We start from the raw sequence: 16,950 nt of genomic DNA on the forward strand, positions 1-16,950 counted from the left end.
TATGAAAGACTTATTCAAACTGATACTAGGCAACGCGTATGCGCGTACAGGTTTAGCGATTGTCACGCTATTCATATTTGTCGCGATAGCAGCACCATTACTCACTAAACACGCACCAGACAAACGCACAGGTAATCCTCACGAATACCCAAGCTTTGTGGTGAAATCGGCACAAGCGAATCCAGATGGTTGGGTTGCAGAAAACCTCGCGACAGACCGCCGTACAATGTTGTTGTCTAAGAAAGCGGACCACGTAATGGGTACCAGCCGCATGGGTCGTGATATCTGGTCACAACTTGCTTACGGTGCACGTATCTCACTCGGTGTCGGCTTCGGTGCGGGTATTACTGTGTGTTTCCTTGCAACGGTTATCGGCATCTCAGCAGGTTACTTTGGTGGACGAGTGGACGACGTACTCACAGCAGCCATGAACATCATGCTGGTAATTCCTCAGTATCCATTGCTGTTTGTATTGGCAGCTTTCATCGGTGAGGCAGGGCCCCTTACCATTGCAATCATTATCGGCTGTACCTCCTGGGCTTGGGGTGCAAGGGTTATACGCTCACAAACTCTAGCTCTAAGAGAAAAAGAGTTCGTAAAAGCAGCAGAGGTACTAGGTGAGTCTTCATTCCGTATCATTTTCGTTGAGATTCTGCCAAACCTTATCCCTATCGTAGGTGCAAGCTTCATCGGTTCGGTGATGTACGCCATCGGTATGGAATCCATCATCTCGTTCCTAGGTCTGGGTGACCCAAGTACGATTAGCTGGGGCATCATGCTCTACAACGTACAAACGTCATCAGCGATGCTAATCGGCGCTTGGTGGGAAGTCATCGCACCGTGTGTGGCATTGACCATCCTAGTAACAGGCTTAGCACTACTCAACTTCGCTGTTGATGAAATCGCTAACCCTCAGCTTCGCTCTCACAAAGGTATGAAGCGCTGGAAAAAACTAGCAAAAAGCGACAAAAAAGAGCGTGAGCCAGAACTACCACCTCAAAATGCACTTTGGAGCGGAGAAAAATAATCATGACTGAACCACTCATCTCTATCCGCAACCTTTGCGTAGATTACATTACAGACGCGGGCGACGTTCGCGCTTGTAACAACGTTAGCTTTGACATCGCACCAGGCGAAGTGTTTGGTCTGGCAGGCGAATCTGGCTGTGGTAAATCAACCGTTGCCTTCTCGCTAATGCGTCTACACAAGCCGCCTGCATTCATTACTGGTGGTGAGGTTATCTTCAACGGTGAAGATATCCTTCAGTACAGCGACGAGCGCATGCAATCATTCCGCTGGAGCGAAATGTCGATGGTGTTCCAGAGTGCGATGAACGCTCTGAACCCAGTACTGACAATGGAAGAGCAATTCTGTGACGTGATTATGCGTCACACCAATATGACTCGTGAACAAGCGCGTAAACGTGCTGAAGGTTTATTGGAGATTGTAGATATCCACCCTAGCCGCTTGACCGACTACCCTCACCAGTTCTCTGGTGGTATGCGTCAGCGTTTGGTTATTGCGATTGCTCTAGCGCTAAATCCGAAAATGATCATTATGGATGAGCCGACGACCGCACTTGACGTAGTGGTACAACGCGAGATTTTGCAAAAAATCTACGCGCTAAAAGAAGAGTTCGGCTTCTCTATCTTATTCATTACTCACGATATCTCTTTGATGGTCGAGTTTTCTGACCGTATCGGCATCATGTATTCAGGCGAGTTGATCGAAGTTGCTCCATCAAAACAGATATTGGAAAGTCCTTACCACCCTTACACCAAAGGCTTGGGTAGCTCTTTCCCTCCTTTAACTGGTCCAAAAACTAAGCTAACGGGCATTCCGGGTAACCCGCTTAACCTATTGGAAATTCCTCAAGGTTGCCGCTTCCAAGCTCGCTGTGACCGCGTGCATGAAGCGTGTACTCGAGTACCTACTCAGCTTAGACAAATTGAGCCAAATCGTTTCTCAAACTGCCACCTTTACGGTGAGCCAATTGCTCAGAGCAAACTCTAGCGATAACGCGAGAAAAGAAATAAGGATTACTGGAGACAATTATGAGTAAAGATTTTGGCCAACTACTGGTTGAAGGCAAGAACCTAGTTAAGGACTTCCCTATCAACAGTAACGCCCTAAACCAACCAATGATGCGCGCAATCAACGACGTATCATTCAAAATGTACAAAAGCCGCGGACTTTCAGTGGTCGGTGAATCGGGTTCAGGTAAATCAACTACAGCCAAAATGATCGCCAAAATGTACGCACCTACCGATGGCGTTATCGAGTACAAAGGCCGTGACATTGAGACGATCAAATCACGCTCTGATCTGATGGCGTACCGCGAAGGTGTACAGATGGTTTGGCAAGACCCGTTTGGCTCACTGAACCCAACGCACAACATCTTCCACCATATCGCTCGTCCACTTTTGATTCACAAAAAAGTGTCGCCGGGTAACAAGAAAGAGCTGGAAGAGCGTGTTTATGACCTATTGGAACAAGTAGGTCTTATCCCACCAAAAGAGACAGCACAGAAATTCCCCCACCAGCTTTCTGGTGGTCAGCGTCAACGCGTGAACCTAGCAAGAAACATTGCGGTAGGTGCAGAAGTGGTGCTGGCAGACGAACCGACGTCAATGCTAGACGTTTCGATTCGTGCTGGTGTCTTGAACCTAATGGAAGAAATGAAGTTTGAGAAAGAAATGTCTCTGCTTTATATCACTCACGACATTGCAACCGCGCGCTACATCGCTGAAGACCTTGCGGTTATGTACGTTGGTCACATGGTGGAATGGGGGGATACCGAAGAGATCATTCACGATCCTCAACACCCGTACACACAGTTGTTGGTTTCAGCGGTACCGGATCCAAGTAAATCGATCCACGAAAAGCTTAAGGGTAACAAAGGGGAAATTCCGCTTTGGACACCGGAATCACTAGGCTGTCCATTTGCAGGCCGATGTGAACACGCAACTGACGAGTGTCGCGAGAAGTTACCTGAAGTCACTCAACTATCCGACAACCACTTTGTTCGTTGTTACCTATACGAAAACTAATAATAAACGAGCCAAGGGCCTGCGCTCTTGGCTCCAACTGCAACAATAATTACCAGATTTTCGGAGTATTTGATGCTGCTACTTACTAACCATCTTGGTTATGAATCCCTTGGGCCAAAGCAGGCCGTATTGATGACTAGCAAGCCACGCCTTTCTTCAACCACTGCGCTATTGGTATGTGCCGACAGCCATCAAACTGTTGCTAACTTTAGTATTGATTCTGGCACTAAGGTTGCGAACTGGCACCAAGGGAATTTTTTTCGCATTGATTTCTCTGAATTTAGCCAAATCGGCCAATTCTATCTGCGCGTAGATAACCTACGTTCAGAACCGTTTAACATTGAGCAAGGTTTGTTGCTCAAACATACCCTTTCCGATGTTTTGCACTACTTCAAATCACAACGTTGTGGTGGCCGTTTCGATAAACAAGACCACAATGTTCCTTTACTGGGAACCGACACTACCGCAGATGTACACGGTGGCTGGTATGACGCCTCCGGTGATGTGAGTAAATACCTCAGTCACTTATCTTACTCAAACTACCTCAACCCTCAGCAAACGCCGATGGTTGTGTGGAACATGCTGCGTAGCCTGGAGATAACCGCCAACAACGAACAAGTTCCACTGAACACCAAAGTTCGTTTAGCCGAAGAAGCGCTATACGGTGCAGACTTCCTAGTGCGCATGCAGAACGAGCAAGGGTTCTTTTACATCACGGTGTTTGATAAATGGTCGAAAGACATCAAACAACGCGAAATCTGTGTGTTCGCTACTCAGGAAGGCCATAAGACCGACGACTTCCAAGCGGGCTTCAGACAAGGCGGCGGAGTTTCAATTGCAGCGTTGGCCGCAGCCGCGCGTCAGGATGAATGCGGCGAATACACTCAAGAGCAGTATTTGCAAGCCGCCGAAAAAGGCTACTGGCATTTACGCAAGTTCAACCCGCAATACCTTAACGACGATGAAGAGAACATCATCGACGAATACTGCGCATTGCTCGCCAGTGTTGAGCTTTACAAAACAACCCAAAAAACAGATTACCTTGACGAGAGCCGTTACTGGGCGAACAAGCTTCAACGCCGCCAGCAAAGCGACGATCAATTTAACCACTTCTGGGCGGCAGATCTGGACGGCTCACGACCTTATTATCACGCGGCAGAAGCGGGCCTGCCTGTGATCGCTCTGTGTGCATATCTAGACATTGAGCAGGACGCGTCACTATCGGCAGAAACATTAACCACGATTGAACAAGCCGTCAATTTCGAACTAGAGATTACTCAAGCGGTAGAAAACCCGTTTGGTTATCCGCGTCAATACGTAAAAGGGGTCAATAGTGCCAAACGTGATGCGTTTTTTGTCGCACAAGACAACGAAACAGGTTACTGGTGGCAAGGCGAAAATGCACGCTTAGGTTCTTTAGCGTCTATGGCGTTCATCGCCCTTCCTTACATCAAAAATCAGCAGCTACAACAGCAACTACTGTCGTACTCGCAAAACGCCCTCAACTGGGTACTGGGTTTAAATCCCTACCACATGTGCATGCTGGATGGTCACGGTTATAACAACCCAGATTACCTACCCCACCTTGGTTTCTTTAACGCCAAAGGCGGGATTTGTAACGGCATTACGGCAGGCTTTGAAGACGAACAAGACATCGCATTCAACCCTGCGGGACAAAAAGATGACATGCTACAAAACTGGCGCTGGGGTGAACAATGGATCCCTCACGGCGCTTGGTATTTGTTAGCCATCGTCACGCAATTTAATCACTTTAACGAGCACAAGGATTACTAACATGACACTTTATTATGTTGGCATTGACGGTGGTGGCACTTCTTGCCGTGCTCGCATTCGTGATGAGCAAGGCAACTTTATCGGTCAAGCGAAAAGCGGCAGCGCAAATATTATGCTCGGTGCCGAAATCGCAATGGAATCGATCCTAGATTCAATCACTCAAGCCGCACAACAAGGTGGCTTATCTGAGAAGCAGTTCGCCCAAATGCACGTTGGTTTGGCGCTAGCTGGCGCAGAGCACAAATCATCATGGCAAAAATTTATGGCGCTCTCTCACCCATTTGCTTCTATCGTGTTAAATACCGATGCCTACGGTGCTTGCGTCGGTGCCCACAACGGTGATGACGGAGCGATTATGATCGCCGGAACAGGCTCTTGCGGCATCTACCTGCAGGGAAGTGAGCAGCACGTTGTAGGTGGACGCGAGTTTCCAATCTCTGACCAAGGTGGCGGCGCTGTCATGGGGCTACGCCTAATTCAGCAAGTGTTATTGGCAGAAGATGGTATCGGTGAAAAGACCCCACTCGCCGAGCACGTAATGGCACATTTTGATAACGACGTCGACCAAATCGTTGCATGGTCAAAAACCGCTCTACCTCGTGACTACGGACAATTTTCGCCAGCCATTTTTAAGCATGCAGAGCAAGGCGACAGCTTAGCCATCGCGATGCTTAAACAAACCGCAGCTGACGTAGAAATGTTTCTTGTGGCACTCAACCGTAAAGGCGCTACGCGTATTTGCTTGATGGGCAGTATCGCAGAACGCATCAAAGCGTGGCTCTCGCCACCCGTGCAAAGCTGGGTGGTAACACCTCAATTCGATGCTATCGAAGGTGCGCTGATGTTTGCCGGCAAACCAGCGCATAATCTGTATTGAGGGTTGAATAATGAGCTTTCGTGTCGAACTCGCGGTCTTGTCAGAGCACAAGCACTATTGTCGCTTTGGCTTAACCGTCCACAATTTAACCGATCAAGACCTAAACGATTGGCAACTGCAGTTTATTACTGACCGTTATATCCAACCAGACAGTTTCACCAATGGTCACATCAAACAAATTGGTAGTTTTTGTACGGTCACTCCAAGTAATAACTTGTTGAGTGCCAACCAGCACTATTACTGCGAATTCAGTATTGGTAATGCGCCGCTGCGTTTCTATACCGATGGCCTAAAAGACGCCCTAATCCTTGTAGAAGGTAAAGCGATAACGAGTCCCGTTACATTGACACCGATTGCCTTGGCGTCACCGTACCGAGATCGCAGTGAGCTTCCGGTCGTCGAAGCGAGCACTTTGGCATTGATCCCGATGCCAAATAAGCTTGAGCAACGTGAAGGATTTTTTAGGTTATCGTCATCGAGCCAAATCACGTTACAAGCCGCCTTATCGGAAAAAGCCGCGACTTGGCTACAGCAGGAGCTAAATAGATTATTTGGCTTTACCAGCAAAACGATCGGACAGAGCGACATTCTATTTCGCAATAACCCAACTTTGGATGAAGGCGAGTATCAGCTTAGCGTTTCCAGTTCGGGAATACGCCTAGAATCAGCATCAGGCGTTGGTTTTGTTCACGCCAGCGCGACGCTATTGCAATTGATTAAGAGCTCCGACAAGTCTGAGTTGCACGTCCCATACGTAAAAATCAGTGACAGCCCTCGTTTTAAGTATCGTGGAATGATGCTCGACTGCGCACGCCATTTTCACCCGGTTGAACGAGTCAAACGCCTCATCAACCAGTTGGCACATTACAAGTTCAACACTTTCCACTGGCATCTCACCGATGATGAAGGTTGGCGTTTAGAAATTAAAGCCTTTCCACAGCTCACCGCCATTGGGGCTTACCGCGGTAGCGGCACACCATTGGAGCCTCAATACAGCCATCTAAGCAGTGTTTATGGTGGCTTTTATTCGCAAGAACAAGTCAGAGAAGTGATCGCTTTTGCTGAAGAACGTGGCATCACCATCATTCCAGAAATTGATATTCCTGGCCATTGCCGCGCGGCGATTAAGTCACTACCTGAACTGCTGCAAGACCCACAAGACGCTTCGCGATACCGCAGTATTCAGCACTACAACGACAATATTCTTTCGCCAGCACTTCCAGGGACGTATGAGTTCCTCGACAAAGTGCTGGAAGAAGTGGCTGAGCTGTTTCCGTCCAAATGGGTACATATCGGTGCAGACGAAGTGCCTGACGGCGTTTGGATTGAAAGCCCAGCGTGCCAACAACTGATGGCACAGCACGGTTACCAAACTGCAAAAGAGCTGCAAGGTCACTTGCTTCGCTACGCCGAACAAAAACTTCGGACGCTTGGTAAACGTATGGTCGGCTGGGAAGAAGCCCAGCACGGCAATAAAGTCAGCAAAGATACTGTGATCTATTCATGGTTGAGTGAAGAAGCTGCGTTGAACTGTGCCAAACAGGGCTTTGACGTCATTCTTCAACCAGGTCAATCGACCTACCTCGATATGACTCAAGACTACGCGCCAGAAGAACCTGGTGTCGATTGGGCAGCCGTAATCCCATTGGAAAACGCTTACCAATATGAACCTCTAGCGGAAGTCCCTGACAGTGACCCGATCCGTAAACGTATTCTCGGTATTCAATGCGCTTTATGGAGTGAAATCATCATCACTCAACAACGTATGGATTACATGATTTTTCCACGCTTAACCGCAATGGCAGAAGCATGTTGGACCGAAAAACAGCACCGTAACTGGGAAGATTATTTGTCTCGATTGAAAGGACACTTGCCACTCCTCGACAAGCAGAACATTCAGTACAGACAACCTTGGAAATAACACGTGGCCAATGAGCAACTTATTAAAGTTTTCACTAGCTTAAAAATTTTGGCTACCAATGTGGTAGCTTGGTAAAAAGGAAATTAACATGAAATACGGCTATTTCGATAACGACAATCGTGAATACGTCATCACTCGCCCAGACGTTCCTGCGCCATGGACTAACTACTTAGGCACAGAAAAATTTTGTACTGTTATCTCCCACAACGCAGGGGGATACTCATTCTACAATTCTCCTGAATATAACCGTGTTACTAAGTTCCGCCCAAACGCAACCTTCGACCGCCCAGGCCATTATGTTTACCTGCGCGACGATGAAACGGGTGACTACTGGTCTATCTCATGGCAACCGGTAGCAAAAAGCCTAGACGAAGCGAACTACGAAGTTCGTCACGGCTTGTCTTACTCTAAATTCAAGTGTGAATACAGCGATATTAGCGCGACGAAAACACTCTTCGTACCAAAAGGTGAAGACGCTGAGATTTGGGATGTGGTGATTAAAAACACCTCAGACAAACCGCGTACTATTAGTGCGTTTTCATTTGTTGAGTTCTCGTTCAGCCACATTCAATCAGACAACCAAAACCACCAGATGTCTTTGTACTCGGCTGGTACTGCTTACAAAGATGGTGTGATTGAATACGACTTATATTACAACACCAACGACTTCGAAGGTTTCTACTACCTAGCGTCAACATTCGACCCAGACTCATACGATGGTCAGCGTGACAGCTTCCTAGGTCTGTACCGTGACGAAGCGAATCCTCTGGCTGTAGAACAAGGTAAGTGCTTCAACACTGCGCAAACGTGTTACAACCACTGTGGCTCGCTGCATAAGCAATTTACTATCCAGCCGGGCGAAGAAGTTCGTTTCGCTTACATCCTAGGTATCGGCAAAGGTAATGGTGAGCGTCTACGTGCGAAGTACCAAGACCTAGCGGAAGTAGATAACGCGTTTGCAGGCATCAAAGCACACTGGGATGAGCGTTGTGGCAAGTTCCAAGTGAAATCGCCAAACGAAGGGCTGGATACCATGATCAACGCTTGGACGCTATACCAAGCAGAAACATGTGTGGTTTGGTCTCGTTTTGCATCCTTCATCGAAGTCGGCGGGCGTACTGGCCTTGGTTACCGTGATACCGCGCAGGACGCGATTTCAGTACCACATGCAAACCCAGCGATGACACGCAAGCGCATTGTTGACCTACTACGCGGCCAAGTGAAAGCAGGTTATGGCCTACACCTATTTGATCCAGATTGGTTCGACCCAGAAAAAGCTGACGTTAAACCGTCTAAATCTCCAACGGTGGTTCCTACGCCATCTGATGAAGACAAGATCCACGGCATCGAAGATACCTGTTCTGATGACCACTTGTGGTTAGTGCCAACTATCTGTAAGTACGTGATGGAAACGGGTGAGCACAGCTTCTTCGACGAAGTGATCCCTTATGCTGATGGTGGCGACGCAACTGTGTATGACCACATGAAAGCCGCACTAGACTTCTCAGCTGAATACGTGGGTCAAACCGGTATCTGTAAGGGTTTGCGTGCAGACTGGAACGACTGTCTAAACTTAGGTGGCGGTGAGTCTTCAATGGTGTCGTTCCTACACTTCTGGGCACTTCAAGAGTTCATCGACCTAGCAAAATACCTAGGCAAAGACGCTGACGTAGAGAAATACACCGAGATGGCGGCAAACGTCCGCGAAGCGTGTGAAACTCACCTGTGGGACGACGAAGGCGGTTGGTACATCCGTGGTCTAACCAAAGATGGCGATAAAATCGGTACTGCGCAACAAAAAGAAGGTCGCGTACACCTTGAGTCAAACACGCTAGCAGTTCTGTCTGGCGCGGTATCTCAAGAACGTGGTGAAAAGGCGATGGATGCAGTCGATGAGAACCTTTTCTCTGAGTACGGCCTGCACCTTAACTCTCCATCATTTGCGACACCAAATGACGATATCGGCTTCGTCACACGCGTATACCAAGGCGTAAAAGAAAACGGTGCAATCTTCTCTCATCCAAACCCTTGGGCATGGGTAGCGGAAGCGAAATTGGGTCGCGGTGACCGTGCGATGAAGTTCTATGACGCACTTAACCCATACAACCAAAACGACATCATCGAGAAGCGTATCGCAGAACCGTACTCGTACGTGCAGTTCATCATGGGGCGTGACCATCAAGACCACGGTCGTGCAAACCACCCATGGCTAACGGGGACATCAGGCTGGGCTTACTTCGCGGTAACTAACTTTATCTTGGGTGTTCGTACTGGTTTCGACGGCCTGACCATCGACCCATGTATTCCAACTAACTGGCCTAGTTTTGAGGTGACTCGCCAATGGCTTGGCGCAACTTACAACATCAAAGTAGAGAACCCGAATTCCGTCAGTAAAGGCGTGAAATCTATCACCATCAACGGTGAAGCAGTATCTGGCGCGGTGCCTGTACAAGCAGAAGGCAGTGTCAATGACGTTGTCGTTGTTCTTGGCTAATTAAGCGCGGAGCCTCCTCGTGAGGCTCCTACTATGAATTAAGGATTATAGATATGATCAAATTCGGAACAGGTGGCTGGCGCGCATTTATTGGTGAGGAATTTACCAAAGATAACGTACGTCTTGTCGCTCAGGCAGTGGCCAACATCATCAACGCTGAAAACGTTGCACAAAAAGGCTTTGTGATCGGTTATGACCGCCGTTTTTTATCTGACAAAGCTGGTCGTTGGTTTGCAGAAGTTCTCGCGGCAAACGGCGTAACCGTCAGCTTTATCGATAAGTTTGTCCCAACACCGATTGTGATGTTCAAGGCAAAAGAGATGGGCTGTGCTTATTCGGCGTGTATTACCGCTTCTCACAACCCTGCTGATTATAACGGCGTCAAAATATTTATCGAAGGTGGCCGTGACGCAGACGAAGTGATCACACAGAAAATTGAATCACAGATAGCTGTGCTGAGCGCTGACAAAGTTCAAAGCGTCGACTTCGAACAAGCGGTAGAAGACAAGTTGATCGAAGTGATCAATCCAATGAACGAGTTCGTCGATTCCATCATTAACTTTATCGACATCGAAGCGATCAAAAAGGCCAACTTGCGCGTGTTGATCGACCCAATGTTTGGTGTAGCGAAAAACGCGCTACAAACGGTATTGATCAATGGTCGTTGTGACGTAGACGTGATCAACGATGGTAAAAACCCAGATTTTGGTGGCCTAATGCCGTCACCGAGCGCTGCGACACTTTACCGTTTGATGCACCTCGTCGCGGAGCAAGGTTACGACATTGGTATCGGTACCGATGGTGACGCGGACCGACTCGGTATCATCGACGAGAAAGGTCACTTTATCCATCCAAACGAAGTATTGCTCCTGTTGTACTACTACTTACTCGAGTACAAAGGCTGGTCGGGTTCTGTAGTGCGTAACATTGCCACCACTCACCTGCTTGACAAGATTGCAGAGGACCACGGTGAGAAGTGCTTTGAAGTACCAGTAGGCTTTAAGCATATCAGCTCGCAGATGGAAGCAGACGACTCGCTAATTGGTGGTGAAAGTTCGGGCGGTTTAACCATTCGTGGCCACATTAAAGGCAAAGATGGCGTATTTGCCTCGAGTCTATTAGTAGAAATGATTTCAGTCACGGGTAAAAAGCTCTCTGAGCTACTGGACGAAATCTACGCCAAATACGGTTACGCTTACATGGCGGAAGGTGACTGCAAGTTCAAACCTGCACAGAAAGAAATCCTGCACAACCGCATCTACGTTGAGAAGCAACTACCTGACTTTGAGTTTGAAATTGAAAAAGTCAGCTACGAAGATGGGGCAAAAGTCTACTTCAAAAACGGTGGCTGGATCATCGCAAGATTCTCGGGAACCGAGCCATTGCTGCGTATCTTTGCCGAAATGGCTGATAAAGAGACCGCAGAACACGTGGTGCAGCAATTTAAAGACTTCTTACAGCTGTAACTCTCGTCAGTTTAATAAGCACAAAACAAAAGCCCTGCATATCGCTGGGCTTTTCTATTCACAAAGAATGATTCGATTAAAAGGCAAGTACGCCTTGCGTTTCCACTTTGACTGAAACCATTTGACCAATAGACAGTGCCTCTGCCGAACTCGCCAATAGCTTGCTGCCACCCGCATCAATTACATAACGACAGTGGTCACCCATAAACTGCTGCTCAAGTACGGTCACGCTGCTCTCTTCAGTCGCAGCGATCTGTACGTGTTGAGGACGAAGTAACAGTTCACAGTTTGCCTCAAGCTCAATATGTTGTTGCGCTTGCGCTTCCACCACACCCAACTCGGTCGAAAATTCAGATTCTGAAATTCGTTTCGCCGCTAAGTAACTACCACCGCCAAGAAAATCGGCCACAAACTTACTCGAGGGTTTATAGTAAAGCTCGCCAGCGGTACCGTATTGCTCGATCACGCCGTGATTCATTACTGCCATCTTATCGGCGAAAGCAAACGCCTCTTCACGGCTGTGAGTAACAAAAATCGCCGTTACGCCCTGCTTCTTAAAGATCTTGCGGATCTCACCAATCAGCTCATGGCGAACTTGGGTATCAATATTAGAAAACGGTTCATCGAGCAACAACAGGTCTGGTTTATACGCCAATGAGCGAGCAATCGCGACACGTTGCTGTTGGCCGCCAGATAGCTGATGCGGGTAACGCCCACCGAAGTCCTGAAGGTGTACAAGTTCAAGCATTTCAGCAACTTTACTGCGTTTTTCTTCAACGCTACAACCTTTCAAGCCAAACGCCACGTTTTGTTCCACGGTTAAGTGAGGAAACAGCGCGTAATCTTGGAAGATCATACCGATATTGCGTTGCTCTGGTGGCGTCCAGTTTTCGCCATCATCAATGGTCATGCAGTTTAAGCTCATCGTGCCTGAACTGAGCGGTAGTAATCCGGCAACTGCTTTAAGTAGTGTAGTTTTTCCGCAACCACTGGCACCAAGTAGACAGACGATCTCTCCATGCGCCACTTCTAATGACAGCGACTCCAACACAGTCGTGTTTTGGTCGTACTTACAGGTCAAATTTTGAATCGAAAGTGCGCAGCTCATTAGTGTGTATGCTCCAGTGAACGGTTAATCAAAACCAGTGGAATTAATCCCACCAAAACCAACAAAACAGCAGGAAGAGCGGCCAGCTCCAAGTGCTCGTCTGAGGCAAAGTTGTAAACGTAAGTCGCTAATGTCTCGAAGTTAAATGGACGTAATAGCAAAGCTGCATTCAGCTCTTTCATCGACTCGATAAACACCAGTAGACCGGCGATCAAGGCGCCGCGACGTACCAACGGGAAATGGACACGCCACAACATCTGGTTGGAGTTACAACCCATAGTGCGAGACGCCATATCCAACGACGGAGAAATCTTGCCTAAACTACTCTCGATACTGCCAATCGCGACCGCAGAGAATCGCACTACCATGGCGAAAATAATCGCAAACATCGAACCAGAGAAGATTAGTCCCGGCCTGCCCCACTCCATGGCTTTCGCGATATCGTTGACCAAATGGTCCATAAATAGCACAGGGACCATAACACCAATCGCCAACACCGTACCGGGCACCGCGTAGCCCATCGATGCCAATCGCATAAACGCTAAGCTCTGACGACCTGGGTTTAAGCGTTGGCAGAAGTTGACCAATAGCGCGACTGACACACCGATGATGGCGGCGGCGATTGAAACATACAGGCTGTTTAACGCAAACTCGCGGAACTCACTCGTCCAGCTTTGAGCAAAATATTTGTAGGCGTAAATCAGTAACTGGCCAAGCGGGAAAATAAACGCCACACACACCAATCCCCAACACCAGGTTAATGCCAACCACTTTTTCCAACCATTCAGTTCATAGCGGAAATCTTCGCGACTGTTGAACTGGCTTTGGAACAGCTTTTGTCTACGTCGGCTAAAGCGCTCTGCGCTAAGAAGCAGAATCACAATGACCAACATAATCGCTGAGATTTTAGCTGCAGCAGTCAGGCTTGAGTAGCCTAGCCACGTATCGTACACCGCAGTGGTTAAGGTGTTGACGGCAAAATAACTCACGGTGCCAAAATCCCCGACGGTTTCCATCGCAACCAACGAAAGCCCCACGGCAATGGAAGGGCGAGCCAAAGGCATAGAAATACGGCGGAAACTCTCCCATGGCGAGCATTTCAGTAGGCGAGCAGATTGCAACAGAGAAACGTTTTGCTCCATGAACGCCGCGCGAGCAAGCAGATAAACGTAAGGGTACAGCACCAAAGAGAGAACAAACATCGCCCCTGTTAACGTGCGGATGTCTGGGAACCAGTATTCACCCGGTCCCCACCCCGTGAGATCACGTAGCAGGAGTTGTATCGGCCCAGCGAAATCAAACCAATCGGTGAAGATGTAGCCGACGATATACCCAGGCATCGCCAAAGGTAATACCAATGCCCATTGCAGTATGCGCTCACTTGGTAAACGGCACATCGCCATTATCCAAGCAGAAGGAATACCAAACACCAACGCTAACGCCATGGTGCCAAGCACCAATACAATGGTGTTATAGGTGTAAGTAGGCAGCACGGTCGACATCAAATGCGCGAACAGATCGTCGGTTTCGCCTACTGCGGTAAAAAATATCGCTAAGATCGGTAAAACCAGTAGCAAAGCAAAAGCTCCACTACTGGTTTTCCATAAATAATTCTTTTCTTTCATCGCCTAATTACAGCCAGGCTGAGTGAGAGATAAATGCATCTGCAAATACATCTCATATCCTTTTAATCGTTTAGGGCTAGTTATACCCTTATAAACAAACAACCTCAAGTTACCCTGATAAAAGAGCGACTTGAGGCTGTAAATTTATCATCGGTGAGTAAAGTTCTCACCGAGTCAAATCAAACTAACGATTAAAGGTCGAATTTAACTTCGTCTAGTAGCTTGATCGCCGCTTCGTGGTGGTCAGCGATTTCGTCTAGAGAGATAGTATCAGCTTTAAACTCACCCCAAGATGCTACTAGCTCTGAAGGTTTCACATCTGCTTTTACTGGGTACTCGAAGTTTACTTCTGCGTACATGCTTTGCGCTGTATCGCCCGCTAGGAATTCCATCAGCTTAAGCGCGTTCTCTTTGTTTGGCGCGTATTTCGCCATTGCCATACCAGAAATGTTTACGTGTGTACCCGTAGTGTTCTGGTTAGGGAAGTTGATGTATACCGCGTCAGCCCAAGCTTTTTGCTCTTTGTCGTTAACCATCTTGCCTAGGTAGTAGCTGTTACCAAGAGAAACGTCACATAGACCTTCTTTGATCGCTTTAACCTGTGCACGGTCGTTACCTTGAGGTTTACGAGCTAGGTTTGCTTTTACGCCTTCTAGCCATTCTTTAGTCGCTGCTTCACCTTGGTGAGCGATCATAGAAGACACTAGAGATACGTTGTATGGGTGTTTACCGCTACGAGTACAGATTTTGCCTTTGAATTCTGGCTTCGCTAGGTCAGCGTAAGTGAAGTCATCACCTAGTTTGCCTACGCGGTCACGAGAAGAGTAAACGCTACGAGTACGAGTTGTTAGTGCAAACCACTCGTTCGCTGAATCTTGGTATTGAGCTGGAATGTTCTTTTCTAGAACTGGGCTCTCAACAGGTTGAACCACGCCTTTCTTCGTTAGCTCTGATAGACGCGCGATATCAACAGTTAGAAGAACGTCAGCTGGGCTGTACTCGCCTTCTTGAACTAGTTTCTCTGCGATACCTTCTTTAGCAAACTTAACGTTTACTTTAATGCCGGTCTCTTTAGTAAACTCTTTAAACATAGGTTCAACCAAGAATGGTTGGCGGTATGAGTAAACGTTCACTTCTTCAGCAGCCATAGCCGTTGGAGCCAGTGTCGCACAAGCTAAAGCAGAAAGAGTTAGCACTTTTTTCATGGTTCAATCCTTTAAGTATTCGTAATGATAACGTTTATCAGTTGCGTTATTATATTCATGTCGGCTTTAAAAACAATCTCCAAATAACAAAAAACCTGCCTTAGTTGGCAGGTTTTTGATCTCGTTAAGCGTAACTGATTGCAATGCTATTGATTTACTTCACAGTGACGAACTCAGGATAAGCTCCAACGCCACAGTCGTGCATATCCATACCTTCCATCTCTTCGTCTTCCGATACTCGGATACCGATGGTGTACTTCAATACCGCCCAAACCGCCAGACTTGCACCAAATACCCAAGCAAAGATAACCGCAGCACCTAGTAGCTGGGAACCAAAGCTCGCGTCACCATTACTTAGTGGCACAACCATCAGACCAAAGAAGCCACATACACCGTGTACTGAGATAGCACCAACTGGATCATCAATTTTCAGTTTATCTAGGCCGATGATGCTAAATACAACAAGCGCACCTGAAACCGCACCGATAGCCACTGAATATAGTGGTGAAGGAGATAGAGGGTCTGCCGTGATAGCAACTAGGCCAGCTAGCGCACCGTTGAGGATCATAGTTAGGTCTGCTTTACCCCACGTGGTTTTACATACCAATAGAGCTGCAATTGCACCTGCCGCCGCTGCTGCGTTGGTGTTCAAGAAGATTTGACCCACTGCCGTCGCATTCTCAAAGTCAGAGACCATTAGCTGAGAACCGCCGTTAAAGCCGAACCAACCGAACCACAAAATGAACGTACCCACAGTTGCTAGAGGCATGTTTGAACCTGGAATTGGGTAGATTTCACCGTTTTTGCCGTACTTGCCTTTACGAGCACCCAATAGTAATACACCAGCTAGCGCCGCTGACGCACCCGCCATATGCACGATACCTGAGCCCGCGAAGTCACTGAAGCCCGCTTCTGATAGGAAACCGCCGCCCCAAGTCCAGTAGCCTTCCATCGGGTAGATGAACGCCGTTAGTACAGCAGAGAAAATTAAGAATGACCAAAGCTTCATACGTTCTGCTACCGCACCTGACACCACCGACATTGCCGTTGCAACAAATACTACTTGGAAGAAGAAGTCAGACTCTAGCGAGTGATCCGCACCTTCCGCTTGCGTACCGATCAGTGCACCAAAAGATGGCAACCAGCCGCCTTCATCGTTGCCAACATACATAATGTTGTAGCCAACGATGAGGAATGTAGTACAAGCGATTGCGTACAAACAAAAGTTTTTAGTTAAGATTTCAGTGGTGTTTTTAGAGCGAACTAAGCCCGCCTCCAGCATCGCAAAGCCTGCTGCCATCCACATGACTAACGCACCTGAAATGAGAAAGAAAAAGGTATCCAGTGCATATCTAAGTTCTGTTACGGTTGTTGTTAATTCCATTTTATCGTCTCCAATCCATCGAATTC

General features: G+C 47.8%; 12 protein-coding genes. 8 read left to right on the top strand and 4 right to left on the bottom strand.

The features are described 5' to 3' along the window. Window position 1: 1 nt before the first annotated feature. The 8 genes from AKJ31_RS08500 (at window position 2) to AKJ31_RS08535 (ending at window position 11,602) form a co-directional block, all read left to right on the top strand. The gene (locus tag AKJ31_RS08500) at window positions 2-1,027 is read left to right on the top strand and encodes an ABC transporter permease (protein WP_053408677.1); all 1,026 of its coding nucleotides are present in this window, start codon (window positions 2-4) and stop codon (window positions 1,025-1,027) included. 2 nt (window positions 1,028-1,029) lie between these two features. Next, entirely contained in the window at window positions 1,030-2,013 is a 984-nt protein-coding gene (locus tag AKJ31_RS08505; RefSeq protein ID WP_053408678.1) for an ABC transporter ATP-binding protein, read from the top strand. A gap of 41 nt (window positions 2,014-2,054) precedes the next feature. Beyond that, window positions 2,055-3,050, top strand: coding sequence for an ABC transporter ATP-binding protein (locus tag AKJ31_RS08510; RefSeq protein ID WP_053408679.1), 996 nt, complete (start codon window positions 2,055-2,057; stop codon window positions 3,048-3,050). A gap of 72 nt (window positions 3,051-3,122) precedes the next feature. Continuing rightward, window positions 3,123-4,844, top strand: coding sequence for a glycoside hydrolase family 9 protein (locus tag AKJ31_RS08515; RefSeq protein ID WP_053408680.1), 1,722 nt, complete (start codon window positions 3,123-3,125; stop codon window positions 4,842-4,844). Window position 4,845: 1 nt separating this feature from the next. Then, entirely contained in the window at window positions 4,846-5,721 is an 876-nt protein-coding gene (locus tag AKJ31_RS08520; RefSeq protein ID WP_053408681.1) for a glucosamine kinase nucleotide-binding domain-containing protein, read from the top strand. A gap of 10 nt (window positions 5,722-5,731) precedes the next feature. Further along, window positions 5,732-7,642, top strand: coding sequence for a beta-N-acetylhexosaminidase (locus tag AKJ31_RS08525; RefSeq protein ID WP_053408682.1), 1,911 nt, complete (start codon window positions 5,732-5,734; stop codon window positions 7,640-7,642). A gap of 88 nt (window positions 7,643-7,730) precedes the next feature. Beyond that, window positions 7,731-10,136 carry a glycoside hydrolase family 94 protein gene (locus tag AKJ31_RS08530; protein ID WP_053408683.1) on the top strand — a complete coding sequence of 802 codons (2,406 nt, stop codon included), beginning with the start codon at window positions 7,731-7,733 and terminating at the stop codon, window positions 10,134-10,136. A 53-nt stretch (window positions 10,137-10,189) separates the two neighbouring features. Next, window positions 10,190-11,602 carry a phosphoglucomutase/phosphomannomutase family protein gene (locus AKJ31_RS08535; protein ID WP_053408684.1) on the top strand — a complete coding sequence of 471 codons (1,413 nt, stop codon included), beginning with the start codon at window positions 10,190-10,192 and terminating at the stop codon, window positions 11,600-11,602. Between the two features lie 76 nt (window positions 11,603-11,678). Here AKJ31_RS08535 and AKJ31_RS08540 read toward each other — a convergent pair whose 3' ends face one another. From AKJ31_RS08540 to AKJ31_RS08555, 4 genes are all read right to left on the bottom strand, one after another. Further along, window positions 11,679-12,710, bottom strand: coding sequence for an ABC transporter ATP-binding protein (locus tag AKJ31_RS08540; RefSeq protein WP_053408685.1), 1,032 nt, complete (start codon window positions 12,708-12,710; stop codon window positions 11,679-11,681). Then, a complete protein-coding gene (locus AKJ31_RS08545) occupies window positions 12,710-14,335 on the bottom strand; it encodes an ABC transporter permease (protein WP_053408686.1) in 1,626 nt (541 codons plus the stop codon). Before AKJ31_RS08545 ends, AKJ31_RS08540 begins: the two co-directional genes overlap by 1 nt. A 191-nt stretch (window positions 14,336-14,526) precedes the next feature. Continuing rightward, a complete protein-coding gene (locus AKJ31_RS08550; RefSeq protein WP_053408687.1) occupies window positions 14,527-15,540 on the bottom strand; it encodes a Fe(3+) ABC transporter substrate-binding protein in 1,014 nt (337 codons plus the stop codon). A gap of 154 nt (window positions 15,541-15,694) precedes the next feature. Then, on the bottom strand, window positions 15,695-16,924 hold the full coding sequence (locus AKJ31_RS08555) for an ammonium transporter (protein ID WP_053408688.1): 1,230 nt from the start codon (window positions 16,922-16,924) through the stop codon (window positions 15,695-15,697). Window positions 16,925-16,950: the final 26 nt, after the last annotated feature.

Origin of the sequence: Vibrio hepatarius, assembly GCF_001274785.1 — a bacterium.
Lineage (GTDB): Bacteria > Pseudomonadota > Gammaproteobacteria > Enterobacterales > Vibrionaceae > Vibrio > Vibrio hepatarius.